The 23,975-nt window shown below is 67.8% G+C and carries 21 protein-coding genes; 7 read left to right on the forward strand and 14 right to left on the reverse strand.

Going from position 1 to position 23,975, the window contains the following annotated elements:
* Nucleotides 1-6: 6 nt before the first annotated feature.
* The 4 genes from AC5O77_RS16115 to efp form a co-directional block, all read right to left on the reverse strand.
* On the reverse strand, nucleotides 7-702 hold the full coding sequence (locus AC5O77_RS16115) for a phosphoglycolate phosphatase (protein WP_032130245.1): 696 nt from the start codon (nucleotides 700-702) through the stop codon (nucleotides 7-9).
* A complete protein-coding gene (ubiG, locus tag AC5O77_RS16120) occupies nucleotides 699-1,415 on the reverse strand; it encodes a bifunctional 2-polyprenyl-6-hydroxyphenol methylase/3-demethylubiquinol 3-O-methyltransferase UbiG (protein WP_014037872.1) in 717 nt (238 codons plus the stop codon). The genes AC5O77_RS16115 and ubiG overlap by 4 nt, the downstream gene beginning before the upstream one ends.
* Nucleotides 1,416-1,439: 24 nt before the next feature.
* A complete protein-coding gene (locus tag AC5O77_RS16125) occupies nucleotides 1,440-2,783 on the reverse strand; it encodes a TRZ/ATZ family hydrolase (protein ID WP_014037873.1) in 1,344 nt (447 codons plus the stop codon).
* 197 nt (nucleotides 2,784-2,980) lie between these two features.
* Complete coding sequence (gene efp, locus AC5O77_RS16130) at nucleotides 2,981-3,547, reverse strand: elongation factor P (protein WP_014037874.1); 567 nt, start codon at nucleotides 3,545-3,547, stop codon at nucleotides 2,981-2,983.
* Between the two features lie 120 nt (nucleotides 3,548-3,667).
* Here efp and epmB point away from each other — a divergent pair, with 120 nt between their 5' ends.
* Nucleotides 3,668-4,684 carry an EF-P beta-lysylation protein EpmB gene (gene epmB, locus AC5O77_RS16135; protein WP_478056965.1) on the forward strand — a complete coding sequence of 339 codons (1,017 nt, stop codon included), beginning with the start codon at nucleotides 3,668-3,670 and terminating at the stop codon, nucleotides 4,682-4,684.
* A 73-nt stretch (nucleotides 4,685-4,757) separates the two neighbouring features.
* Here epmB and AC5O77_RS16140 read toward each other — a convergent pair whose 3' ends face one another.
* From AC5O77_RS16140 to AC5O77_RS16150, 3 genes are all read right to left on the reverse strand, one after another.
* Nucleotides 4,758-6,884 (reverse strand): putative bifunctional diguanylate cyclase/phosphodiesterase, encoded by a 2,127-nt coding sequence (locus AC5O77_RS16140; RefSeq protein ID WP_032130248.1) that lies wholly within the window; start codon nucleotides 6,882-6,884, stop codon nucleotides 4,758-4,760.
* On the reverse strand, nucleotides 6,881-7,783 hold the full coding sequence (locus tag AC5O77_RS16145; protein WP_223224712.1) for a phosphate/phosphite/phosphonate ABC transporter substrate-binding protein: 903 nt from the start codon (nucleotides 7,781-7,783) through the stop codon (nucleotides 6,881-6,883). Before AC5O77_RS16145 ends, AC5O77_RS16140 begins: the two co-directional genes overlap by 4 nt.
* A 76-nt stretch (nucleotides 7,784-7,859) precedes the next feature.
* The gene (locus AC5O77_RS16150; protein ID WP_494506965.1) at nucleotides 7,860-8,630 is read right to left on the reverse strand and encodes an RNA methyltransferase; all 771 of its coding nucleotides are present in this window, start codon (nucleotides 8,628-8,630) and stop codon (nucleotides 7,860-7,862) included.
* Between the two features lie 120 nt (nucleotides 8,631-8,750).
* On the opposite strand from AC5O77_RS16150, the gene AC5O77_RS16155 reads away from it, so the two are divergent.
* Nucleotides 8,751-9,578, forward strand: a complete 828-nt coding sequence (locus tag AC5O77_RS16155; protein ID WP_049401244.1) for an inositol monophosphatase family protein — start codon at nucleotides 8,751-8,753, stop codon at nucleotides 9,576-9,578.
* 733 nt (nucleotides 9,579-10,311) lie between these two features.
* Here the strand turns inward: AC5O77_RS16155 and htpX are convergent.
* Entirely contained in the window at nucleotides 10,312-11,178 is an 867-nt protein-coding gene (gene htpX, locus AC5O77_RS16160; RefSeq protein ID WP_494506966.1) for a protease HtpX, read from the reverse strand.
* A 93-nt stretch (nucleotides 11,179-11,271) separates the two neighbouring features.
* Between htpX and gluQRS the strand changes: the two genes are divergently transcribed.
* The 3 genes from gluQRS (at nucleotide 11,272) to phaR (ending at nucleotide 13,673) form a co-directional block, all read left to right on the forward strand.
* Nucleotides 11,272-12,192, forward strand: a complete 921-nt coding sequence (gluQRS, locus tag AC5O77_RS16165; RefSeq protein WP_494506967.1) for a tRNA glutamyl-Q(34) synthetase GluQRS — start codon at nucleotides 11,272-11,274, stop codon at nucleotides 12,190-12,192.
* A gap of 17 nt (nucleotides 12,193-12,209) precedes the next feature.
* Nucleotides 12,210-12,950, forward strand: a complete 741-nt coding sequence (locus AC5O77_RS16170) for a beta-ketoacyl-ACP reductase (RefSeq protein ID WP_180836674.1) — start codon at nucleotides 12,210-12,212, stop codon at nucleotides 12,948-12,950.
* A 183-nt stretch (nucleotides 12,951-13,133) separates the two neighbouring features.
* Nucleotides 13,134-13,673, forward strand: a complete 540-nt coding sequence (gene phaR / locus AC5O77_RS16175) for a polyhydroxyalkanoate synthesis repressor PhaR (RefSeq protein ID WP_032130258.1) — start codon at nucleotides 13,134-13,136, stop codon at nucleotides 13,671-13,673.
* Nucleotides 13,674-13,747: 74 nt separating this feature from the next.
* Here the strand turns inward: phaR and AC5O77_RS16180 are convergent, their stop codons facing one another.
* From AC5O77_RS16180 to AC5O77_RS16205, 6 genes are all read right to left on the reverse strand, one after another.
* Nucleotides 13,748-14,701, reverse strand: a complete 954-nt coding sequence (locus AC5O77_RS16180) for a TraB/GumN family protein (RefSeq protein WP_107431260.1) — start codon at nucleotides 14,699-14,701, stop codon at nucleotides 13,748-13,750.
* A 1-nt stretch (nucleotide 14,702) separates the two neighbouring features.
* A complete protein-coding gene (locus AC5O77_RS16185; protein WP_049401240.1) occupies nucleotides 14,703-15,635 on the reverse strand; it encodes a DUF1684 domain-containing protein in 933 nt (310 codons plus the stop codon).
* Between the two features lie 11 nt (nucleotides 15,636-15,646).
* Complete coding sequence (mutL, locus tag AC5O77_RS16190) at nucleotides 15,647-17,554, reverse strand: DNA mismatch repair endonuclease MutL (RefSeq protein WP_032130257.1); 1,908 nt, start codon at nucleotides 17,552-17,554, stop codon at nucleotides 15,647-15,649.
* A gap of 121 nt (nucleotides 17,555-17,675) precedes the next feature.
* Nucleotides 17,676-19,238, reverse strand: coding sequence for an N-acetylmuramoyl-L-alanine amidase (locus AC5O77_RS16195; RefSeq protein WP_032130507.1), 1,563 nt, complete (start codon nucleotides 19,236-19,238; stop codon nucleotides 17,676-17,678).
* Between the two features lie 82 nt (nucleotides 19,239-19,320).
* Entirely contained in the window at nucleotides 19,321-19,803 is a 483-nt protein-coding gene (gene tsaE, locus AC5O77_RS16200; protein WP_032130506.1) for a tRNA (adenosine(37)-N6)-threonylcarbamoyltransferase complex ATPase subunit type 1 TsaE, read from the reverse strand.
* Entirely contained in the window at nucleotides 19,800-21,284 is a 1,485-nt protein-coding gene (locus AC5O77_RS16205; RefSeq protein WP_478056970.1) for an NAD(P)H-hydrate dehydratase, read from the reverse strand. Before AC5O77_RS16205 ends, tsaE begins: the two co-directional genes overlap by 4 nt.
* Nucleotides 21,285-21,307: 23 nt before the next feature.
* Here AC5O77_RS16205 and queG point away from each other — a divergent pair, with 23 nt between their 5' ends.
* Together queG and xseA are read left to right on the forward strand one after the other, a co-directional pair.
* Complete coding sequence (gene queG / locus AC5O77_RS16210; RefSeq protein WP_164080198.1) at nucleotides 21,308-22,378, forward strand: tRNA epoxyqueuosine(34) reductase QueG; 1,071 nt, start codon at nucleotides 21,308-21,310, stop codon at nucleotides 22,376-22,378.
* A 44-nt stretch (nucleotides 22,379-22,422) separates the two neighbouring features.
* On the forward strand, nucleotides 22,423-23,754 hold the full coding sequence (gene xseA, locus AC5O77_RS16215) for an exodeoxyribonuclease VII large subunit (RefSeq protein WP_494506968.1): 1,332 nt from the start codon (nucleotides 22,423-22,425) through the stop codon (nucleotides 23,752-23,754).
* Nucleotides 23,755-23,975 lie beyond the last annotated feature (221 nt).

Here is a 23,975-nt window from a genome sequence, read left to right on the forward strand (position 1 = left end):
GATTCCTTACGGCTGGGCCGGGGCTGCCGGCCGGGTCGGCCAGAGACTGGCCAGTTGCAGAAGTTCGGCGTTCTCGACCAGCACGTCGGCCTGCCAGGCCAGCGGATCGTCGCTGTGCAGGCGGTAGCCCCACAGCGCCGCCACCGACGGCATGGAGGCGGCACGTGCCGCGATGATGTCGCGCTCGTCGTCGCCCACGTACACGCAGTCTTCGGCGGCGATGCCGATGGCTTGTGCGGCGTGCAGCAGCGGCAGCGGATGCGGCTTGCGTTCGGCCAGGCTGTCACCACCCACCAGTACCGCACAGCGCTGCTGCCAGCCGTGCTGCGGCAGGATCAAGCGCGCCAGGTATTCAGGCTTGTTGGTGACAATGCCCCACACCGTACCGGCGTCGTCCAACGCGGCGAGCATGCCGGCCACTCCATCGAACAGCACCGCGTGCTGGCCGATCAATGCTTCGTAGCGCTGCAGGAATTCCGGGATCAGCGCGTCACGTGCGGCTACGTCCAGTTCCGGGAACGCAGCCGAGACCATCGCCCGCGAGCCCTTCGACACCACCGGGCGCAGCGCGGCCGGATCGATGGGTGCGCGTCCACGCTCGGCCAGCATCGCGTCGCAGGTGGCGACGAAGTCCGGCGCGCTGTCCAGCAGGGTGCCGTCCAGATCGAACAGCACCGCGCGCGGGAAGCGGGCCGCGGTCATGCCGGCTTGACCGCGTAGGCCAGGTAGTTGATGTCGGTACGGCTGCTCAGGCGGGCATGGTTGCGCCACGGCTCGTAGGCCATGCCGCTGACATCCACCAGCTGCATGTCGGCCTCGCGCAGCCAGCGCGCCAGCTCGGCCGGCTTGATGAATTCCTGGTAGTGGTGCGTGCCCTTGGGCAGCAGCCGCGCCACGTACTCGGCGCCGACGATCGCCACCGCGAAGGCGGCGGCGGTGCGGTTGATGGTCGACAGGAACAGGTGGCCGCCCGGCTTCAGCAGGCGCTTGCAGGCCTCGATGATCGCGCCCGGGTCGGGCACGTGCTCGAGCATTTCCATGCAGGTGACCACATCGAAGCTGCCCGGCTGCTCGGCGGCCAGATCTTCGGCAGCCTGCACCCGGTAATCGACCTTGGCGCCGCTTTCCAGCGCATGCAGGCGCGCGACCTTGACCAGTTCCGGGGCCAGGTCGATGGCGGTGACGTCAGCACCGGCCTGGGCCAGCGCTTCACTCAACAGGCCGCCACCACAACCGATGTCGAGCACGCGCGCACCGCGCAGCGGCACGCGATCGGCCACGTACTGCAGGCGCACCGGGTTCAGCGCATGCAGCGGCTTCTGCGGGCCGTCAGCGTCCCACCAGCGGTTGGCCAGCGCGGCGAACTTGTCCAGCTCGGCCTGATCGAAATTGGAGGAAGCGTGGGGGGCAGTCATGAGGGGTCCTTGCGGCGCCGGGGTTCAGGCGCGGATATGACGGATGCGCTCGCGCCACTGGCGCGCGTTGGCGATAATGCCCGGCAGGTCCATGCCGACCAGCTCGCGCTGCACCAGCTTCGGCTTGCCGGCGATCCAGACGTCGCTGACCTGCTGGCGGCCGGTGGCGTACACCAGCTGCGACAGCACGTTGTGCAGTGGCTGGGTTTCCAGCGCGGACAGGTCGACGCAGACCAGATCGGCCTGCTTGCCGACTTCGATGGAACCGATGCGGTCGCCGAAGCCCAGTGCGCGGGCGCCACCCAGGGTGGAGGCGCGCAGCGTGGTCGCCGCATCGAGCGCGGTCGCATCGTCGGCCACGGCCTTGGCCAGGATCGCCGCGGTGCGGTTCTCGCTGAACATGTCCAGGTCGTTGTTGCTGGCGCAACCATCGGTGCCGATCGCCAGGTTCACGCCGGCGCGCTGCAGGGCGCAGGCCGGGCAGAAACCGGAGGCCAGCTTCAGGTTCGATTCCGGGCAGTGCACCACGCTGACGCCACGTTCGGCGCACAGGTGGATTTCCGCATCGGTCAGCTGGGTCATGTGCACCGCGATCAGGCGGTCGTTGACCAGACCGAGCCGATCCAGCCGCGCCAGCGGGCGCTGGCCGTGCAGCTTGATCGAATCGTTGATCTCCTGCGCGGTCTCGTGGGTGTGCAGGTGCACCTGCATGTCGAGCTGGTCGGACAGCATCCGCACCCGCTCGAAGTTGGCATCGTTGACCGTGTAGGGCGCATGCGGCGCGAACGCGGTGCCGATCAGCGGATCGGTGCGCCACTGGTCGTGCAGTTCACCGGCCTTGGCGAAGTATTCGTCATCGGTCTTGGCCCAGGCGGTGGGGAAATCGATGATGACCGCGCCCACCAGCGCGCGGAAACCGTGCTTCTTGTAGACCGCGGCCTGCACGTCGCCGAAGAAGTAGTTCTCGTTGGCACAGGTGGTACCGCCGCGCAGCATCTCGGCGATGGCCAGAGTGGTGCCGTCGGCAACGAATTCGGGGCCGATCACCGCCGCTTCCACCGGCCAGATGTGCTGCTGCAGCCAGGTCATCAGCGGCAGGTCGTCGGCGACGCCGCGCAGCAGCGTCATCGGGTTGTGCGTGTGCGCATTGACCAGGCCCGGCATCAGGGCAGCCTCGGGGCGGCTCACCACCTGGGTGGCGCGGAACCGCGCGCGCGCCTCGGCACGCGGCAGGATGGCCACGATTTCACTGCCACGCACGGCAACGGCATGGTCCTCCAGCACCACCGCGTGCGGCTCGATCGGAACGACGTAACCGGCTTCGATGAGCAGGTCGCAGGCTTCGGGGAGGTGCGGGCTATCGCTCATGCGGGCTCACTGGCTGTGGGGCGAGATACTTCTGGGGGACACGCCCCTGAGTCAGGGGCTGCCGCGAAGCGGCGGGGTCTGGAGACTCGTGAAGCGGGGCCCATGATCTGCCGAAGCAGATCATGGGAGCGCCAGCGCGAATGCGATGGCGCGTACCCGGCCAGCGGCCGGCACTACCGCAATCCGGCTGCGCCGGATTACTTGACGCGTGCGGAGTATTCGCCCGAACGGGTGTCGACGCGGATCACTTCTTCCTGGTTCACGAACAGCGGCACGCGGACCACGGCGCCGGTTTCCAGGGTGGCCGGCTTGCCGCCGCCGCCCGAGGTGTCGCCACGGACGCCCGGATCGGTTTCGGTGATCTTCAGTTCAACGAAGTTCGGCGGCTGCACGAAGATCGGCTCACCGTTCCACAGGGTGACCACGCAGGACTCTTCGCCCTTCAGCCACTTCTCGGCGCCGCCCATGCCGGCCTTGGTGGCCTGGACCTGCTCGAAGGATTCCGGGTCCATGAAGTGCCAGTACTCGCCGTCGCTGTACATGAAGTTCATGTCGGTATCGACGACGTCGGCTGCATCCAGCGAGTCGGTCGACTTCATGGTGACTTCCTGGGTACGGCCGTCCTTGATCAGGCGGTACTTCACGCGGGTGAAGGCCTGGCCCTTGCCCGGCTTGACGTATTCGGTGTCGATGATGACGGCCGGTTGGTTGTTGACCAGGATCTTCATCCCGTTCTTGACGTCGTTCATGCCGTAGCTGGCCATGCGTAAACTCCTGAGTGGCAAAAACGCCGCGGGTGCGGCGAGCCGTTAGAATGGAAAGCCCACCGGATGCCGGTGGGCGACTGTTTTTCTGCCCCCATGATAACCGCAGGCCCCCTCTCCATGCAGCTTTCCGCCTTCCCACGGCCCCAGTCGCCAGGTGCGCCCGCGCGCTGGCAGCAGCTCTGGCGCCAGGCGCTGCGTAACCCGCACGCCCTGCTGGCCCGGCTGCAGCTGGACCCGGCCGCGCTGGGTGTCTCGGAGGCGGCCATGGCCCAGTTCGCGCTGCGCGTGCCGGAGGGCTTCGTGGCCCGCATGCGCCCCGGCGATGCGGCCGACCCGCTGCTGCGCCAGGTGCTGCCGATCGACGAGGAAATGCGCCCGGCGCCCGGGTTCAGCTTCGATGCGGTGGGCGATGGCGCCGCCAAGAAGGCCACCGGCGTCATCCAGAAGTACCGTGGCCGCGCCCTGCTGGTCGCCACCGGCAGCTGCGCGATCAACTGCCGCTACTGTTTCCGCCGCCACTTCGACTATGGCGCGGAGAACGCCGCCAAGGGCGGCTGGCAGGAGGCCGTAGCCGCCATCGCGGCCGATCCGGACATCGACGAGGTGATCCTGTCCGGCGGTGACCCGCTGTCGCTGGCCACGCACAAACTGGTGGAACTGACCGGCGCCCTGCGCCAGATACCGCACATCCGCCGCCTGCGCATCCATACCCGGCTGCCGATCGTGCTGCCGGAACGCGTGGACGATGAACTGGTCTCCTGGCTGGGCAGCCTGCCCTGGCCACTGGCAATCGTGGTCCACGCCAACCATGCCAATGAATTCGACGCCAGCGTGGACGCGGCCATGGCGCGCCTGCGTGGCACCGGTGCGCAACTGCTGAACCAGGCGGTGTTGCTGCGCGGGGTCAACGACAGCGTGCAGGCCCTGCAGGACCTGAGCGAGCGCAGCTTTGCTGCTGGCGTGCTGCCCTATTACCTGCACCAGCTGGACCGGGTCGAGGGCGTGGCCCACTTCGAAGTGGACGACACCCAGGCCAAGGCGCTGATTGCCGGCCTGACCGCACGCCTGTCCGGCTACCTGATCCCCAAGCTGGTGCGCGAACTGCCCGGCGACCCAAGCAAGCGCCCGCTGTAACAAAAAAGGGGACAGAGGGAATTAAGTCGCTTATGCATTTGCGACTTAATTCCCTCCGTCCCCTTTTTGGGGGTCAGACGCCCGATTCGATCATCCGCACCACTTCGGTGGCGGTCACCGGGTGGCTCAGCCAGTAGCCCTGGCCAAGGTCGCAGCCGCGCTGCGCCAGCAGCTCGAACTGTGCCTGCTGCTCGATGCCCTCGGCCACCACGGTGATGCCCAGCGCGTGGGCCATGGCGATGATCGCCGTGGTCAGCGCAAGGTCGTCGGGATCGCGCTGCATGTCGGCAACGAAGCTCTTGTCGATCTTCACGCCGTCCACGGGCACCTGGCGCAGATGACTGAGCCCGGAGAAGCCCGTACCGAAATCGTCCAGCCACACCTTCACGCCGGTGCGGTGCAGCTTGTCCAGCAGCTGCGCGGCAACCATCTCGTCGCCGATCACGGCGGTTTCGGTCAGCTCCAGGTGCAGGCGCGACGCCGGCAGCCCGGACTCATGCAGGCACTGCGCGACCAGTGCCGGCAGCTCGCCGCCACGCAGCTGCCGCGGTGACACGTTGACCGACACGAACAGATCATCGCCGGCCGCCCCGCGCGGCCACTGCGAGGCCTCCATGCAGGCCGCACGCAGCACCTTCGGGCCGATGATCTCGATCAGGCCACTCTGCTCGGCCACCTCGATGAACACCGAGGGCGGGATCGTGCCCAGGGTCGGATGCTGCCAGCGCAGCAGTACTTCGACGCCGACCATGCGGCGGTCGCGCATGCGGAAGATCGGCTGGTAGGCCAGGCGCAGCTCACCGCGCTCCCAGGCGCCGCGCAGCTCCTGTTCCATATGCACGCGACGCTCGACCGCATGGTCCATCGCCCGGCTGTAATAGCGATAGCAGTTCTTGCCGGCCATCTTCGCCTGGTACATGGCGATGTCGCCGTTCTTCAGCAGCGTGGTCGCATCAGCAGCATCGTCGGGGAACAGGGTCACGCCGATCGAGGTGCCCAGGAACAGTTCCCTGCCCTGCACCACCAGCGGCTTGCCCAGCTCGCGCACCAGCACTTCGGCCAGCAACCGCGCGTTGGCGGCCACATCACCGTCGCCGACCAGGATCACGAACTCGTCGCCGCCGAAGCGGGCCAGCAAGGCTTCATCGCCCCCGGCCTCGGTGACCGCACGGCCGATACGCTGGGCGAACTGCAGCAATGCCTCATCGCCGGCCTCGTGGCCAAGGGTGTCATTGACCCGCTTGAAATCGTCGATATCGGCGAACAGCAGGCCCAGCCGGTGATTGGCGGCACGGGCCGCCATCAACCGATGATCAAGCGCCTCGCGGAATGCCAGCCGGTTGGTCAGCCCGGTCAGCGCGTCGGTATAGGCCATGCGCCGCACTTCGCGGTCATGGCGTGCGATCGCATCGCGCATCCGGGCGAAACCGCGGACCAGTTCGCCGACTTCGTCGTCGCGGGTGTTCTCGGCCAGGGGTGTCTGGTAGTCACCGGCCTCGATGCGGCGGGCGGCGACGGCAAGATCACGGATCGGCGCGACCAGGGTGCGCTGCACGTACAGGATCACCACCACGCCGATCACCACCAGCAGGCCCAGCATCAGCAGCAGCCAGCCCAGGTGACGGCTGCCGACCTGCTGCAGGCGCTCGCCCAGGGTGGCGTTGGCCGCCTGCTCGCGCTGCTGCACCTCATCCAGCGCCATGCCGACCCGGACGCCGCCAATGCGCTGGTTGCCGATCATGATCGGCATGGTGTTGTCGAGCACCTTCGGTGACTCCTGCACGACCAGCATCTGCGCGGCCGCGGCCTTGGGTGCCAGTGGATCGGCCATCGGCTGACCGAATCCAGACACCTCGACCGAGCCATCGTGTACCAGCCGGCCGCGTTCATCGAACACCAGTACATAGCGCACCACGGGCTGGCGCGCGGTACTGCGCACCAGTACGCCCACCTGGTCCAGGTCACGGTAGTACAACGGGTTGGCCAGCGCGTCGGACAGCTCACGCGCCATCGCCTCGCCGCGGCTGCGCACGCTGCGGTCGAACAATTCATGGATGACGCCGCCGCTGAGGTTGCGCACCTCGCCCTGCATCGCGGCCTGCCGCCCCAACAACACCGCAAGGATCGCGATCACCACGACCATCGCCCCGCCCATCGCGAGCAGGAACCGGGCCTGCATCCCCGAGCCAAGCCACTTCATTCCACTTCCATCCGCACGCGCGTCAATCCTTGTTTCAATTCATCCAACCGCTGCTGCGCATGCGCATCGACGCGGTGGAACCCGGAAGTGCCAAAAAACCGATGCAGCGCCCCCTGTGCCTGCGGGTCGCTGGCTGCCTGCAGCAGTACTTCCTGCAGGCGATCGCGCACGCGTGGATCAAGGTCGGCGCGGACCATCTCCACCGCACGCGGGTAGGGCTCGGTGCGCAGCAGCTCGCGGAAGTCGCGCCGGAACGCTGCCGGCATCCGCCGCTCGTCGTTCCAGTCCACGCTGCTCACCGCCCCCACGTCAACCACCCCCTTGTGCACGAACGTCGCGATGTTCAGCTCGCTGCGTGCAAATACGTAACCCACACTGTCCCGGCCCGGCATGTCCCATGCTCCGGCCAGGATCTGGGGCGACAGGCCCTCCTGCAGCAACGTCATCACCGGCACCAGATAGGCACTGGTGGACGCCGTGTTCTGCAGGGCCAGGCGATGGCCCCGCAGATCCTGCACGCGCTGGATCGGGCTGTCGCGGCGCACGAAGAACACCGTCTGGTAATCCCGCACGCCGTTGCGCTCGGTCAGCAGCAGTGGACGGGCGCCACTGCGCTGGCCCAGCGCCACCGCCGTACCGGAGGTTTCCGTGACCCAGTCGACCCTGCCCCGCCGCAGATAGCTGGCCATCTGCTGCGGGTCGCGTGCCATCAGGATCCTCCCCTCCTTGATGCCAACGTCCTGCATGCGCGCCACCACGTAGTCCAGCAATGGTTGCAGCTGCTCGTAATGGGCCTTGGGATCATCGCTGATCCGGCCCAGCACCAGCACCGGGTCCGGTGCTGCACGCACCGTCCCGGCCAGCAGGACCATGGCCAGGCTCAGCAGTCCCCCCTGCATTGCCTTTCGCAGACCCGACACAGGCTTCATCCCCCCTGGGTATCCAGACAGACTACCCGAAAAAATGAGAACGTCGTCAGCTGTCCTTGCCGCCTGCCTGGGCCAGTCGCGCCATGCGCTGGGTGTCGGCGAGGATGCCGCGCAGCAGGCGCACTTCCTGCTCGCTCGGCTCACTGCGCAGGAACAGGCGGCGCAGCTTGCGCATCGCCGATTCCGGGGCGCGGCCCTTGTGGAAATCGATCTCGTCCAGTGTGTCAGCCAGCTGGGCGAAGAAGCTCTCCATCTGCTCGTGGCTGGCCGACTGTTCGCGGAAGCCGGGCTCGGCATCGGTGGCCGGCTGCGCGCCCAGCAGCTGCATGCGCGTTTCATAGGCCAGCACCTGCACGGCGGCAGCCAGGTTGAGCGAGCTGAACTCCGGGTCGGACGGGATGTGCACCGCTGCATGGCAAAGCTGCAGTTCCTCGTTGGTCAGGCCGGTGCGCTCACGGCCGAACACCAGCGCCACCTCGGCACCCTCGCCGGCCTTGGCCACCGCGCGGGCAGCGGCATCGGCGGGCAGGTACTCCTCCAGCTGGACGCGGCGTGCACGGGCGGTGCAGCCCAGTACCAGGCGGCAATCGGCCACCGCCTCGGCCAGGGTGGCCACCACCGGGGCATCCCCCAGCACGTCTTCGGCACCGGCCGAGCGGCGGAAGGCCTCCTCGTCCAGTGGCTTTTCGGGGGCAACCAGCACCAGGCGGGCCAGGCCCATGGTCTTCAGGGCGCGGGCGGCGGCGCCCATGTTGCCGGGGTGCTGGGTACCGACCAGGACGAATCGGAGGCGGGTGGCGGCAGGAAACTGGGACATGAACAGGGAAAAGGTCGAGCTGGACGATGACCAATGGTAAACTGTGCGGCCGGCCACTGCGCCGGACCCGCTCTTTTCCCCCGCCAGTCCATCTCTTCTGCCTTTCCGGGAGCCCACGCCATGCAGAAACCCGCCGTAACCGTCATGGTCAAGGCCGCCCGCCTCGCCGGCAACGTCCTGTTGCGCAACATCAACAAGCTCGAGGCACTGAACGTGGTGCAGAAGGGCCGGATGGACTACGCCAGCGAAGTGGATGCGGACGCGGAAAAGGTCATCGTCAAGGAACTCAAGCGCGCCTACCCCGAATACGGTGTATTCGGCGAGGAAGGCGGCGTGCAGGGCGAGCGTCGCCACATGTGGGTCATCGACCCGCTGGACGGCACCAGCAACTACCTGCGCGGCGTGCCGCACTACTGCGTGTCGATCGCCCTGGTCGAGAACGGCGAGCCGACCGATGCGGTCATCTTCGACCCGCTGCGCAATGAACTGTTCACCGCCAGCCGTGGCGCCGGCGCCGTGCTGAACGACCGCCGCATCCGCGTGGCCGAACGCAAGGATCTGGAAGGCACCATGATCCACACCGGCTTCGCGCCGCGTGAGCGCAACCGCGCCAGCGCCCAGCTGAAGGCGGTCGACGCCCTGCTGGTGCACGGCGAAGACATCCGCCGCACCGGCTCGGCTGCACTGGACCTGGCCTACGTGGCCTGCGGCCGCGCCGACGCCTACTTCGAAGCCGGCGTGAAGGCGTGGGACATCGCTGCCGGCCTGCTGCTGGTCCGCGAGGCCGGTGGCAAGGTCTGCGACTTCAAGGGCGCGACCCTGGGCCGCATGGACAACCGCGGTCCGGAGACCCACCAGATCGTGGCCGGCAACCTGAAGGTGGCCGAGTCGCTGCAGAAGGTACTGGTCAACACCGGTTACGCCGCCGAGTTCGACGCGAAATTCTGAGATTCGGTATAAAGAGGTTCATGGAGACGGCACCTGCGAAGGTGCCGTTTTCGTTTGCGCGCACGGAGATTCGTTTCCGCGACCGCGGAGGGGTGTCAGTTTCTTTGCTCGTGCACCGAGTTGCAGGAGCAGCCCGGAACGGCGTAGCCGGCCCGTAGGGTGGCGCACATGGATGTGCGCCATCAAGAAAGTAACCAAAGAAACACGCCGCCAGGGCGCGAGCCGATGCTGTGCATCGGTACCCTGCGCTCCTCGGTCCGTCGAGGGACGGTGCGGGAACTCGCTGCGCTCAGACACCCGCACCTCTTCGCCCTCGCCGGACCTGCGGTGCTCGGCTCGCTCAAGGCGGACCCAAGGTCAAATGCCACAGCTGCACCCAGTAGATCCACGCCATGCGTGGATGCTGTTGCCGTTGATCTTGACTTTCCAGTCCGCCTTGAGCGAGCCGAGCATCGCAGGGGAATCAGGGGCGAAGAGGCGCCGGTGTTTGAGCGCAGCGAGTTCGGCGCCGTCCCCTGATTCGCCGAGAAGCGCAGGGTACCGATGCACAGCATCGGCTCGCGCCGGCGTGTTTCTTTGGTTACTTTCTTTGCACGAGCAAAGAAAGTGACACCCCTCCGCGGTCGCGGAAACGACTCTCGCCAGGTCGTAGCCGGCATCACCAATGCGCGCGCGCAAACAAAAACGCCCGGCGCGAGGCCAGGCGTTCCTGCACTACCGTGGAAGCGGACGCTTACGCCACCGTCGACGCCCGCAGCGCGGCGATGCGCTCTTCCAGCGGCGGGTGGCTCATGAACAGCTTCTTCGCCGTCGAACCGGCAATACCGAACGCCGCGATCTGCGTCGGCAGCGTGCTCTGGCCGTGGTTGAGCTGCAGGCGTTCCAGCGCGGCGATCATCTTCTGGCGGCCGGCCAGCGAGGCACCACCCGCATCGGCGCGGAATTCGCGATGGCGCGAGAACCACATCGCGATCATGGTGGCGAACAGGCCGAACACCATCTCCAGCACGAACACGATGATGTAGTACGCAAAGCCGCGGCCGCCGCCTTCGCGGTTGCCCGACAGCGCGCTGTCGATGATGCCGCCAACCACGCGCGCCAGCACGATCACGAAGGTGTTCAGCACACCCTGCAGCAGCGCCATGGTGATCATGTCACCGTTGGCGACGTGGGCGATCTCGTGGCCCAGCACCGCTTCGGCCTCGTCTTCGCTCATGTTGTGCAGCAGGCCGGTGGACACCGCCACCAGCGCGTTGTTGCGGTTGGCACCGGTGGCGAAGGCATTGATCTCCGGGCCGTCATACACCGCCACTTCTGGCATGCCGATGCCGGCCGCCTTGGCCTGACGCTCGACGGTGGCCAGCAGCCAGCGCTCGGTCTGGTTGCGCGGCTCGGTGATCACCACCGCACCGGTGGAGCGCTTGGCCATCCACTTGGACAGCAGCAGCGAGATGAAGGAGCCACCGAAACCGAAGATGCCGGCCATGATCAGCAGGCCGCTCATCTTGCTGGGGTCGGTTCCCGTCAGCGACATCACGATGCTGGCCAGGATCAGCACCGCGAGGTTGGTCGCTAGAAAGAGGGCAATGCGGGTAAACATGGGAAAATCCGGCTCGGAAGGGGTCGATACCGGTCAATTTGCGGTGTGGTCAGCTTGAATTCAAGCGCCAACCTGACCGACGATTCAGCCAGCATGACCTCCCCCATTCCCTGCGGCCGCTTCGCCCCTTCGCCGACCGGCCTGCTCCACCCCGGATCCCTGCTCGCCGCCTTCGGCAGCTGGCTGCTTGCCCGCCATCAAGGCGGCCTGTGGCGGCTGCGCATCGAAGACGTCGATCCACCACGCACCGTGCCCGGTGCGGCGGAATCACAGCTGCAGGCGCTGGCCGCGTTCGACCTGGTCCATGATGGCCCGGTACTCTGGCAGAGCACGCGCGGCGAGGCCTACCAGGCCGCGCTGGATGAACTGCTCGCCAGCGACCAGGCCTTTGTCTGCCACTGCAGCCGCAGCGACCTTGCCGCCAGCGGCGGCATCCATCACCGCTGCGTCGCCCGGCAACCACGACCGGACCCGGCCGTCCGCTTCCGCGTGCCGCCCGGCAGCCTTGTGCACTTCGACGATGGCCTGCGCGGCCCGCAGCAGCAGGACGTGCATGCCGAGGTCGGCGACTTCGTGCTGCGCCGCGCCGATGGCTGCTGGGCCTACCAGCTGGCGGTGGTGGTCGATGACGCCGCGCAGGGGGTGACCGAAGTGGTGCGCGGTGCCGACCTGCTCGACTCCACCGCGCGGCAGATCCTGCTGCAGCAGGCGCTGGGCCTGGCGGTACCGCGCTACTGGCACCTGCCGCTACTGCTCGATGCGCCGGGCCACAAGCTGTCCAAGTCGCTGGCGTCGCTGCCGGTGGACAGCGCACGCCCGCTGCCGGTGCTGCGCCAGCTCTGGCAGCTGCTCGGCCAAGCCCCTGAGGCGCTGGCGCAGGCACACGATCTGGACGCGCTGCTGGCCGCCGCTCGACAGGCCTTCGACCCGGCGCGGTTGCCGCGTAGCGACATCCTGTTGCCGGCCGGCGCACTTTCCGCGCCGATGTTGCAGAATCACCCTTCCCCCACCTGATACCCGGACAGCACTCCATGACATCTCGCGTCGCACTGGTCACCGGCGGAACCGGCGGCATCGGTACCGCCATCTGCCAACGCCTGGCCGACCAGGGCCACCGGGTCGCCACCAATTACCGCGACGAAGCCAAGGCCCGGGCCTGGCTGCAGGCGATGACCGAACGCGGCTACAACGTGTCGATCTTCCCGGGTGATGTCTCCGATCCGGACAGCGCCGAGGCAATGGTGCGCGCGGTCGAGGCCGAGCTCGGCCCGGTCGAGATCCTGGTCAACAACGCCGGCATCACCCGCGACACCACCTTCCACCGAATGCGCGCGGACCAGTGGCACGATGTGATCAACACCAACCTCAATTCGGTGTTCAACGTCACCCGCCCGGTCATCGAGGGCATGCGCCGCCGCGGCTGGGGCCGGGTCATCCAGATCAGCTCGATCAACGGCCTGAAGGGCCAGTATGGCCAGGCCAACTACGCGGCGGCCAAGGCCGGCATGCACGGCTTCACCATCTCGCTGGCCCGCGAGAATGCCGGCTTCGGCATCACCGTCAACACCATTTCGCCCGGCTACGTCGCTACCGACATGGTGATGGCGGTGCCGGAGGAGGTGCGTGCCAAGATCATCGCCGACATCCCCACCGGACGCCTGGGCAAGCCGGAGGAAATCGCCTACGGCGTCTCGTTCCTGGTCGCCGATGAAGCCTCGTGGATCACCGGTAGCAACCTGGACATCAACGGCGGCCACCATATGGGTTGGTAAGCCGCGCAGCGGGCCATCGCGGCGAATGCCGCCAGCCCCTGCCAAGAGTCATGCTGCGCAGCACGCAAACCCTTGTTGCGCAACATGATCGCCGCCGAAAGCCAAGCCTGGCGGGGGCTGAGGCGGTTGCAACGGCTGCTGCACTGCGCCATGCTGCGCGTCTACTGTGACGAGTACCGCTTCATGGCTGCGACCCGCATCATCAAGAAGTATCCGAACCGCCGTCTCTACGACACCGAGATCTCCAGCTACATCACCATCGAGGACGTGCGCCAGCTGATCCTGGACGGTGAAGACTTCGAAGTCCGCGACGCCAAGAGCGGCGACGACCTCACGCGATCGGTCCTGCTGCAGATCATCGCCGACCAGGAACAGGACGGCGAACCGATGCTGTCCACCCAGCTGCTGAGCCAGCTGATCCGCTTCTACGGCGATTCCCTGCAGGGCTTCATGGGCAACTACCTGGAGCGCAGCATGCAGGTCTTCCTCGACCAGCAGCAGCAGTTCCGCCAGCAGATGGGCAACCTGCTGGGCCAGACCCCGTGGGCGATGATGAACCAGCTGACCGAGCGCAACCTGGAGTTGTGGCAGGAATTCCAGCGCAACATGGGCACCGGCTTCGGTGGCCCGCGTCCGGGCGGCACCGGAACGGGAACCGGCGCAGGTACCGGCAACAAGCCGAACGAACCGGGCACCGGCACCGGCGGCAAGACTCGCCGCTGAGCTGCAGCATCGGCTGATACGAAAACGGCGCGCCCCTGGCGCGCCGTTTTGTTTGGCATCGCGCCAGCGATACGTCAGCGTTTCGCCTTGCACCCCGTGCATACGCGCTCGACCTTGTAGCCCTTCGCCTTCAGCTTCTCGACCACGCCGTCGTTGCCCAGCAGGTGCAGCGTGCCGACCACCACCAGCGTACCGCCCTGCCCTGCCTGCAGGTACGGCAGCAGCTTCGGCACCCAGGCGTCATTGCGGCCGGTATTGATGCGCTGATACAGCTGCGGATACTGCTGGCGCATTTCCGCCGCCATCCGGGTCCACAGCACGCGCTCGTCACCGCGGCGCCAGGCGTCGTGCAGCTGGCGTGCCTGCTCGTCGGCCTTGCCGGCCTGGTCCAGCGCTTCGGCCAGCATCTGCCGCTGTTCCTGCAGCGTCATTCCGTCGAGCATGCCGATCTGGGTGTCGATGTCTTCCAGTCCCGCAGTCTTGCGCCCGGTCTTCTGCGCACGCTCCATGAAGTGACGGTCCAGGCCCAGTGCCGGGTCCAGGCCCAGCTTCTGCATCTGCCCGACCGAAATGCTCAGGCCGACAAACCACGGCTTCATCCCCTGCATCTGCGCCAGCGGCAGCTTGTTTTCGGTGGCGAACACCTGCAGCTTCTGCCAGGTCGCGGCATCGAGATCGCGCTTGAGCTCGCTGCCATCGGTGCGCACCGCAGCCTGCACCATGCGGCTGGCCAACTGTGGCGACTGCATGTCTTCCGGCGATAGTTCGAACACGACCCGCTGCGAAGCCTCGAACGCCTGTTCGACATCGGGCGACAACGGGTAGTCCTGCGGCTTCAGCAGGTGGAAGGAACCGAGCAGGTAGAGGCGCGAATCGCCCGGACCGGTCACTTTCCACAGCAACGGCACCGGCGGCTTGGCCGCCGCTGCGCCAGTGGTATCGGCTTGCACGGTACGCGCTGCAACCAGCGGTGCCAGCGCACAGGCCGCCAACAGAACGGTGGCACGCAACAGGGATCTGATCGGCATATCAGCCTTCTCCTTCAGGCAGGTGGTACGCCTTCTCGCCCGCTTCCACACGCAGGTCCAACCGGTTTTCCGGTGGCGCCAACGGGCAGGTCGCGTAGGCGGTGAACGCACACGGTGGGTTGTAGGCATGGTTGAAATCGATGCGCACGGTGCCATCGGCAGCGGGGGCATCGGTATCCAGATAGCGACCGGCCGGATAGCTGCCACGGCCACTGGTGCGATCGGCAAAGATCAGGAACAGCGGCTGCCCCGGCGCACCGATCGCCTCCAGCCGCCAGCTGCGGCCATCGCGCTGGAACTCGACCGCGCCGGCATTGGGCATTTCGGTGGTCAGGCCGGTGATGTCGACGATGGGCAGGGTCTTGCCCGGCGGGTGCGCAATGAAGCGCGCCTGCACCTGCCAGTCCGGGCCGCCCGGCCAGTACTCCAGCCCACCGAAATCGCGACGTGCCGGCGCATCGGCGTGCTTGACCCGCAGCGCATCGCGCGGACCGCGGCGGATGATGCTGAGCTGGCCTTTGCCGCCATCGAACGCCAGCAGCGTCGGCTGCGCATCCTTGTCGGTGTCGATGCGGATGCGGCCGCGCACCGGCTGGCCATCATGGCTGACATCCACACCGGCTTCGGGCGTGAACCACCATTGGCTGCCTTCACGGCGCAGCAGGCCCAGCTTGTCCGGCCCAACCGCCAGGCGGATGCCATTGGTCGCGCCGCTGCCGACGAAGTGGGATTTGTTCTGCAGCCAGTGCAGGCCGACCAGCGCGGTCCAGCCATCGGGCCGGGTCAGGTCCTGATAGCGTGCCACCCGCCACTGCTGCTGCTCGGCGGCATAGGACGGATCCTCCGCGGCCGAGGCTGGTGCCGGCGGCGTCGCCGGGCTGCAGGCGGCCAACACCAAAGCGGCCAGCAGGCCGCCCATTCCCCGATAACGCATCGATGCTCCCCTCAACGTCCGCGCAGGAACCAGCGGTCGATCTCCGCCAGCGAAAAACGGGCCCAGGTCGGCCGGCCGTGGTTGCACTGGCCGGACCGCTCGGTGATTTCCATGTCGCGCAGCAGCGCGTTCATTTCCGGCACGGTCAGGCGCCGGTTGGCGCGCACCGCGCCATGGCAGGCCATGGTCGACAGCAGTTCGTCGCGTGCACTGGCCACGCGCCGGCTCTGGCCGTGTTCGCGCAGGTCGGTCAGCACATCGCGCAGCAGGCCTTCCGGTTCGGCATGCGCCAGCAGCGCCGGAATGCTGCGCACGTGCAGCGCACCGGGACCGGCACGGGTCACTTCGAAGCCGAGTGCGGCCAGGGTTTCACTTTCATTCTCGGCGGTGTCGGCTTCGCGCTCGCCCACTGCGAGCGTGATCGGCACCAGCAGCGGCTGCGACTGCAGGCCGATGCCATCGTGCGCGTTCTTCAGCCGCTCGTAACCGATGCGTTCGTGTGCCGCATGCATGTCGACCACGATCAGGCCTTCGGCGTTCTCGGCCAGGATGTAGATGCCATGCAGCTGCGCGATCGCGTAGCCCAGCGGTGGCACGCCAGCGTCGGCACTGGTGACCGGCAGCCCGTTCTCAGTCGGCATCGGCGGCAGCGCAGCACCGCGTTCGGCGCCGGCCGGTGCGGCATACAGCGCGGCATAAGCCGCCGGTGCATCGGCCACCTGCAATCCCAGCGGTTGCTGCGGGCGCCAACCGGAGAATCCACCACCGCCACCACTCGAACCGGCACCCGGTGCGGCACCGCGTACCAGACCGAAACCGGAGGCACCCGCACTGGAGACCATCGGTGCCGCGCCTGCATCCACCGGATGCGCGGAGCCGGCGCCGATGTCCTGCACCGACATGCCGGCGCGGGTATCGGCCAGCGCATCCTTCAGCGTGCGGTAGACAAAATCATGCACCAGCCGCGAGTCGCGGAAGCGCACCTCGTGCTTGGCCGGGTGCACGTTGACGTCGACGCGGGTCGGGTCAAGCTCCAGGAACAGCACGTAGGCCGGTTGGCGGCCGTGATACAGCACGTCGCCATAGGCCATCTTCACCGCATGGGCGACGCTGCGGTCGCGCACCGAGCGGCCGTTGACGTACAGGTACTGCTGGTCGGCGCTGGCGCGCGAATAATGCGGCTGCGCAATCCAGCCGTGCAGGCGCAGGCCGGCACCGCTGTGGTCGACGCGAACGGCCTGGTTGGCGAAATCCTCGCCCAGCGTTTCGGCCAATCGCGCATCGGAATACAGATCGCCCGGCTTGTAGCGACGCGAGGCCTTGCCGTTGTGCGAGACGCGCAGTTCGACATCCGGCCGCGCCAGCGCCAGCGAACGCAGCCATTCTTCGATATGGCCCAGCTCGGTGCGCTCGGCGCGCAGGAACTTGCGCCGCGCCGGTACGTTGTAGAACAGCTCGCGCACTTCCACCGTGGTGCCCGGCGCATGCGCGCGGGGCGTCACTTCGCCGATCTTGCCGCCTTCGATCTGCAGCGCCGAACCGTGTTCGTCATGTGCGCGACGCGAGGACAGGGTGAAGCGGCTGACCGAGGCGATCGACGGCAGCGCTTCACCCCGGAAACCGAGCGTGGCCACCGATTCAAGATCGTCCAGATCGGCGATCTTGCTGGTGGCGTGGCGCGATACCGCCAGCGGCAACTGTTCCGGTGCGATGCCACTGCCGTTGTCGCGGATGCGGATCAGGCGGACACCGCCCTCTTCAAGATCGATATCAACGCGGCTGGCGCCGGCATCGATCGCGTTCTCGACCAGCTCCTTGACCACCGACGCGGGACGTTCGACCACTTCGCCAGCGGCGATCTGGTTGATGAGGATCTCCGGCAACGGCCGGATCGGGCGCGGATGGGTAGCAGACGTCATGCGGGGATGATAACGGAGCGGCCGAGGGTAGAGTCGAGCCATGCTCGACTGACGGGCTACCGGGAAGGCCCAGTCGAGCGCCGCTCGACTCTACAGAAAGCAGTAACCCGCCTTCGGCGGGTTACTTGCTGCCGCCGGCCATGGTGCCGGCGGCATCGATCTCGGCCTGGGCCCGGGCGGCATACAACGTGCCCGGCGGCGGCTGACGGCTGAAGAACGTGTGCACACCGTCCAGTACCGCACCGGCGATCTTGCGCTGGTAGGCCGGGTCGATCAGGCGGCGCTCTTCATCCGGATTGGAAATGAACGCGGTTTCCACCAGCATCGCCGGCATGTCCGAAGTACGCAGCACCGCGAAGTTGGCGCGCTCGATGTTCGGCTTGTGGTTGTTGCCGATCCGCTTCAGGCCACCCAGCACATGGCCGGCCGCGTCCTCGGACGCCTTCATGTAGCCGCTCTGGGCCAGATCCAGCAGCACGTTGGCGAGCGTGCCTTCGGTCTGCTGCAGGCGCACGCCACCGACCAGGTCGGCCGCGTTTTCCTTGTCCGCCAACCAGCGGGCGCGCTGCGAAGAAGCGCCCTTGGTCGACAGCACGTACACCGACGAGCCCGTGGCCGAACGGTTTTCCGCCGCGTCGGCATGGATCGAAATGAAGATGTCGGCCTTGTTCGCACGCGCCTTCTGCGCGCGCATCGGCAGCGGAATGAACACGTCGCTGTCGCGGGTCAGGTAGGCCTTCAGGCCCGGCGTCGCGTTGACCTGACGGGCCAGCTCACGCGCTACGGCCAGGGTCACATCCTTCTCGCGCTTGCCGGTCGGGCCGATCGCACCGGGGTCCTGGCCGCCGTGGCCCGGATCGATGGCCACCACCAGGTGGCGCATGCCAGCCTGCATGCGGATGCGCGAGGCATCGCTGGGCATGGCCGGACGCGGTGGCACCACCGTGGTTGGAACCGGTGCAGGCGCTGTGGCCGGCGGCGTGGTTACCACGGCGGCGGTACGCTGGCCAGCAAGGATGGCAGCCGGCGATGCGGACGGCGTGCTGCTGGCAGCCGTGCCCGCTGCCGCGACCTGGGCCGGTGCAGTGGACGGGGCCGGGGTCGGAGTGGCCGGTGTGGCAGCGGCGGCGCTGGCCTGCTGCTGTACCTGCGCGGTCAACAGCGCGGTGGCGCGCGCGGCGTCGTTGCGCGACTGCGCGCTCTCGGCCGGCGTCGGTGCGGGCGTGTTGACCGGTGCCTGCGGCTGCACCGCCGGCGTCGCTGGCGGGCGGCTGGCGGCCACGGCCGGGCCATCGCCCGGCCATTCGATCACCAGCTTGGATTCATTGCCTTCGCGCTGCATCTGTGGGCGGAACGGCGCCACCGATTCAGCGAGGTCGAAAACGACACGGAAGGTCCCCGGCACCGGCTGTCCGGTACGCACCGCCGTGACCACGCCCTGCGCGGCCGGCATTTTCAGGTTGCGTATGGCGCTGGAGTCCGGGAAATCGACCACCAGGCGGTTCGGTCCGGCCAGCGACAAGGTCTTGTAACCGCCACTGCCGACCAGCGAGATCTCGGCACGGGTGCCGGTGGCGCCGGTATTCAGCAGGACCTGACGGACTTCACCGGCCCACGCACTGACGCTCGCCAGACTCAGTCCGACGGCGGCACAGATGGCAATGAGACGGTTCCCCGGGCGCATGGCTCAGGATTCAATCACCGCGCTGAACGGAATGCAACACCTTTTTCCTTAATAATCCGTAACCTGCCGGTGTTTGTTCTCGTCAGCCGACAGAAATGGCCTGCAAGTCGCCCCCTTGGGGGAGCCGTTCCAGCCATTCATGCCCGACGTCGCTGGCTCCAGTGAGACGGACGCGACGCCCCTGCCCCTCGATCTCCAGCGCCACCACCAGGTCGGTCGGCGGCAGCGCGCCAGCGCCGCGTTCCGGCCATTCCACCAGCCACAACACCGCGCTGCCCTCGTCCAGCCCGAGAAAATCGAGCTCGCCGGCTTGGCCGATCCGGTACAGATCCAGATGCCAGGCCTCGCCACCGCTGGCCAGCGGATAGCGCTCGACCAGGGTGTAAGTCGGGCTGCGGATCGCCCCCTGCACGCCCAGTGCGCGCAGCAGCGCGCGGGCGGTGGTGGATTTGCCGGCGCCCAGGTCGCCGCGCAGTTCGACCAGCGCCTGCGGCGGTCGGGTGGCGGCCAGCCACTGCCCGAGCAGTTCAGTGGCATCGCTGTCGGCAAGGAAGAAATCGATCATCGGGAGAGTTCCGGGTTGGCCAGTCGCCGCAGCGGCGACAGCAGATCAGTAGGAAGCAGGCCGCGCGCGCCGTCGGCGGCAGCGACGTCGCCGGCAAGCGCATGCAGCAGCGCACCAGCGGCGGCGGCATCGAAGGCGGCCAGGCCTTGCCCACGCAGGCTGGCGATGATGCCTGTCAGCAGGTCTCCCATGCCACCCACGGCCATGCCGGGATTACCAGCCGCAATCAGTCGTGGCCGTTGCCCCGGCGCTGCGACGATGCTGCCGGCGCCCTTCAGCACCACCACGGCGTGGAAGCGCTCGGCCAGTGCCTGCGCGCAGGTGAAGCGATCGGCCTGGATGTCAGACGTGCTGCAACCCAGCAGGCGCGCGGCCTCGCCCGGGTGTGGCGTAAGGATGGCGCCGGGCAGCGCGCGCGGATCCTGCGCCAGCAGGTTCAGTGCATCGGCATCGACCACCAGTGGCCTGGCGCTGGCCAGCACCCGCGCAAACAGTGCGCGCGCCCATTCGTCCTGGCCCAGACCGGGGCCGATCGCCACCACCCTGGCCTTGTCCAGCAGTGCCGGCAGCGCGTCACCATCTTCCAGTGCATGGGTCATGGCCTCGGGCAGCCGAGCCAGCAACGGGCCAACGTGGTCGCGGCGGGTGCCCAGGCTCAGCAATCCAGCACCCGCGCGCAACGCCGCTTCAGCCGCCATGGCGATGGCGCCGCCGCTGCCATGGTTGCCGCCGACGCACAGCACGTGCCCGGATTCGCCCTTGTGGGTATTGGTGCGGCGCGGCGGCAGCAGGGCTGGCAGGCGCACCTGCGTCCAGAGCTGCGCAGCGGGTGACACGCCCTGCCATGCGGCCGCGGGTAGCTGCAGCGGCGCCAGCGCCTTCCGCCCGCAATGGTCCAGCGCATCGCCGGTGTACAGCCCGCGATGCGGCACGATGAACTGCACGGTCAGCGCCGCCCTCACCGCCTCGCCCGGTACGGCGCCGCGGTCGGCATCCACGCCACTGGGGACGTCCAGCGCCAGAACCGGTGCCGCCTGCGCATTGAGCGCGGCAATCAGCGTCTTCGCCACGCCCTCCGGCACGCGATCGAAGCCCAGCCCGAACAGGGCATCGACCCAGATATCGGCCTCGGGAAGCGCGCCGTCGAAATCGGTGATGGTGCCGCCGTCGGATGTGAATTCCGATGCTGCACGCTGTGCCAGCGCGGTTGACGGTGGCTTCCCCGGCAAGGCGATCACCGTCACCTCACGTCCGGCCTGCAGCGCATGGCGAGCCAGCACATGGCCGTCGCCGCCGTTGTTGCCCGCACCAACCACCACGCCGATCCGCTGCGCCTGCGGCCAATGCTGCAGCAGGCACTGCCAGGCGGCCTGGCCGGCCTGTGCCATCAGGCCCCAACCGCCCTCGGCGGCCAGCGCCGAGGCCTGCGCATCAAGCGCACGCGCGGCAGCGGAATCGAACAGATCGGCAAGGTTGGCCATGCGGGGATTTTATACTGGTGCACATGTCCCCCGTCCCCGCCCCTGTCGATCCGGCCCAGGCCGTGCAGCGCATCCGCGAACTCGCCCGTGCGCATGGCTTCCAGCGCTGTGGCATCGCCGGCATCGAGCTGGGCGAGGATGAAGCGCACCTGGCCGACTGGCTGGGCCAGGGCCTGTACGGCACGATGGACTGGATGGCGCGCCACGGCACCCTGCGCGCGCGCCCGGCCGAACTGCTGCCCGGCACCGTGCGGGTGATCTCGGTGGGCATGGACTACAGCCACAAGGACGACACCGAGGCTTGGGCAACCCTGGCCGACCCGGGCCGCGCCTACGTGGCCCGTTACGCGTTGGGCCGCGACTACCACAAGCTGATGCGCAACCGCCTGCAGAAGCTGGCCACGCAGATCAACGATGAAGTGGCACCGCTGGGCTACCGCGTATTCGTCGATTCCGCCCCCGTGCTGGAACGCGCACTGGCGCGCAATGCCGGCCTGGGCTGGATCGGCAAGCACACCTGCCTGATCGACCGCCATGGCGGCTCCTGGTTCTTCATCGGCGAGATCTACATCGATATCCCGCTGCCGATCGATGCACCGGCCACAGCACACTGCGGTACCTGCACGCGCTGCATCGATGTCTGCCCGACCCAGGCCATCACCGGCCCGCAGCGGCTGGACGCGCGGCGCTGTATCTCCTACCTGACCATCGAGCACGACGGGGCCATTCCCGAAGAGATGCGGCCGTTGATCGGCAACCGCATCTACGGCTGTGATGACTGCCAGCTGGTCTGCCCCTGGAACAAGTTCGCCAAGCGTACCGACGAAGCCGATTTCCGCGCGCGCAACAACCTCGATACCGCGCGGCTGGACCAGCTGTTCGCCTGGGATGAAGCCGAGTTCCTGCGCCGTACCGAAGGCAGCCCGATCCGGCGCAGTGGCCATGAACGCTGGCTGCGCAACATCGCCGTGGCACTGGGCAATGCACCGTCCTCGGCCGAAGCGCTCGCCGCATTGCATACCCGCATCGATGATCCCTCGCCGCTGGTGCGTGAACACGTGCAGTGGGCGCTGGGCCAGCACACGGTGCGCTGACGTGCGATCCTGAGCCCCCGTTCCGCCCGCAGCACGCCGTTCCCATGCAGCCACGCAACAACGACATCCTCACCCCCAGCCAGCTCAACACCCTGGCCCGCGACCTGCTGGAAGGCAGCTTCCCGGCGATCTGGGTCGAGGCCGAACTGGGCAGCGTGGCGCGCCCTGCCTCCGGGCATCTGTATTTCACCCTGAAGGACGCACGTGCGCAGCTGCGCGCAGCAATGTTCCGGATGAAGGCGCAGTACCTGAAGTTCGTGCCGCGCGAAGGCATGCGCGTGCTGGTGCGCGGCAAGGTGACCCTGTACGACGCCCGTGGCGAGTACCAGATGGTGCTGGACCACATGGAAGAAGCCGGCGAAGGCGCGCTGCGCCGCGCTTTCGAGGAGCTGAAGGCACGCCTGGAGGCCGAGGGCCTGTTCGACCCGGCACGCAAGCGGCCGCTGCCGGCGCACGTGCAGCGCCTGGCAGTGATCACCTCGCCCACCGGTGCCGCCGTACGCGACGTGCTGAGCGTGCTCGGCCGCCGCTTCCCGCTGCTGGAAGTGGACCTGCTGCCGACCCTGGTCCAGGGCAGCAGTGCCGCCGCGCAGATCACCCGCCTGCTGCAGGCGGCCGACGCCAGTGGCCGCTACGACGTGATCCTGCTGACCCGCGGTGGCGGCTCGCTGGAAGACCTGTGGGCCTTCAACGATGAAGCGCTGGCCCGGGCGATCGCCGCCAGCCGCACCCCGGTGGTGTCGGCGGTGGGACACGAAACCGACTTCAGCCTCAGCGATTTTGCCGCCGACCTGCGCGCACCGACGCCGTCGGTGGCGGCCGAACTGCTGGTACCCGACCAGCGCGAACTGGCCCTGCGCCTGCGCCGCACGGCCGCCCGCATGGTGCAGTTGCAACGGCATGCGATGCAGCAGGCGATGCAGCGCGCCGATCGTGCCCTGCTGCGCCTGAACGCACAGAGCCCGCAGGCACGGCTGGACCTGCTGCGCCGCCGCCAACTGGATCTGGGTCGGCGCCTGCATGCCGCCTTCAACCAGCAACAGGAACGCCGTGCCGCGCGCCTGCGCCATGCGGCGGCAGTGCTGCGCGGGCATCATCCGCAGCGCCAGCTCGACGCGATGCAGCGCCGCCTGGCTGCCCTGCGCGGGCGCCCACAGATTGCGATGCAGCGTCTGCTGGAACGCGATGCACTGCGCCTGCGCGGGCTGGCGCGTTCGCTGGAAGCGGTCAGCCCGCTGGCGACTGTGGCACGTGGCTACAGCATCCTGACCCGCAGTGACGATGGCTCGCTGGTACGCCAGGTCGACCAGGTACAGCCCGGTGATGCACTGCAGGCCCGTGTTGGCGACGGCGTGATCGAGGTGCAGGTCAAGTAAAGGGTTGTTCGGCAGGGCTGCGCCCTGCACCTGCAGAGGCTTCAAGCCAAGGCAACGTCAACGTCAACGTCAAAAGCGAGCATTCCGTGGGATGGCGGGGCGGTGTCGGAGTGCGGGGACGCTGCAAGTACGTCCCTGTAAGCTTGGCAGCCGCATCCATGCGGCTGACACCCCGCACTCCGACACCGCCCCACCTCTGACACTGTCTCTTATACACATCT

This window comes from Stenotrophomonas sp. INTA L402-1 (assembly GCF_059295135.1).

Excerpts from the sequence above, each read along its gene's own strand:
- AC5O77_RS16115 (WP_032130245.1), bottom strand. The coding sequence starts at position 702 with ATGACCGCGGCCCGCTTCCCGCGCGCGGTGCTGTTCGATCTGGACGGC.
- ubiG (WP_014037872.1), bottom strand. The coding sequence starts at position 1,415 with ATGACTGCCCCCCACGCTTCCTCCAATTTCGATCAGGCCGAGCTGGAC.
- AC5O77_RS16125 (WP_014037873.1), bottom strand. The coding sequence starts at position 2,783 with ATGAGCGATAGCCCGCACCTCCCCGAAGCCTGCGACCTGCTCATCGAA.
- efp (WP_014037874.1), bottom strand. The coding sequence starts at position 3,547 with ATGGCCAGCTACGGCATGAACGACGTCAAGAACGGGATGAAGATCCTG.
- epmB (WP_478056965.1), top strand. The coding sequence starts at position 3,668 with ATGCAGCTTTCCGCCTTCCCACGGCCCCAGTCGCCAGGTGCGCCCGCG.
- AC5O77_RS16140 (WP_032130248.1), bottom strand. The coding sequence starts at position 6,884 with ATGAAGTGGCTTGGCTCGGGGATGCAGGCCCGGTTCCTGCTCGCGATG.
- AC5O77_RS16145 (WP_223224712.1), bottom strand. The coding sequence starts at position 7,783 with ATGCAGGGGGGACTGCTGAGCCTGGCCATGGTCCTGCTGGCCGGGACG.
- AC5O77_RS16150 (WP_494506965.1), bottom strand. The coding sequence starts at position 8,630 with ATGTCCCAGTTTCCTGCCGCCACCCGCCTCCGATTCGTCCTGGTCGGT.
- AC5O77_RS16155 (WP_049401244.1), top strand. The coding sequence starts at position 8,751 with ATGCAGAAACCCGCCGTAACCGTCATGGTCAAGGCCGCCCGCCTCGCC.
- htpX (WP_494506966.1), bottom strand. The coding sequence starts at position 11,178 with ATGTTTACCCGCATTGCCCTCTTTCTAGCGACCAACCTCGCGGTGCTG.
- gluQRS (WP_494506967.1), top strand. The coding sequence starts at position 11,272 with ATGACCTCCCCCATTCCCTGCGGCCGCTTCGCCCCTTCGCCGACCGGC.
- AC5O77_RS16170 (WP_180836674.1), top strand. The coding sequence starts at position 12,210 with ATGACATCTCGCGTCGCACTGGTCACCGGCGGAACCGGCGGCATCGGT.
- phaR (WP_032130258.1), top strand. The coding sequence starts at position 13,134 with ATGGCTGCGACCCGCATCATCAAGAAGTATCCGAACCGCCGTCTCTAC.
- AC5O77_RS16180 (WP_107431260.1), bottom strand. The coding sequence starts at position 14,701 with ATGCCGATCAGATCCCTGTTGCGTGCCACCGTTCTGTTGGCGGCCTGT.
- AC5O77_RS16185 (WP_049401240.1), bottom strand. The coding sequence starts at position 15,635 with ATGCGTTATCGGGGAATGGGCGGCCTGCTGGCCGCTTTGGTGTTGGCC.
- mutL (WP_032130257.1), bottom strand. The coding sequence starts at position 17,554 with ATGACGTCTGCTACCCATCCGCGCCCGATCCGGCCGTTGCCGGAGATC.
- AC5O77_RS16195 (WP_032130507.1), bottom strand. The coding sequence starts at position 19,238 with ATGCGCCCGGGGAACCGTCTCATTGCCATCTGTGCCGCCGTCGGACTG.
- tsaE (WP_032130506.1), bottom strand. The coding sequence starts at position 19,803 with ATGATCGATTTCTTCCTTGCCGACAGCGATGCCACTGAACTGCTCGGG.
- AC5O77_RS16205 (WP_478056970.1), bottom strand. The coding sequence starts at position 21,284 with ATGGCCAACCTTGCCGATCTGTTCGATTCCGCTGCCGCGCGTGCGCTT.
- queG (WP_164080198.1), top strand. The coding sequence starts at position 21,308 with ATGTCCCCCGTCCCCGCCCCTGTCGATCCGGCCCAGGCCGTGCAGCGC.
- xseA (WP_494506968.1), top strand. The coding sequence starts at position 22,423 with ATGCAGCCACGCAACAACGACATCCTCACCCCCAGCCAGCTCAACACC.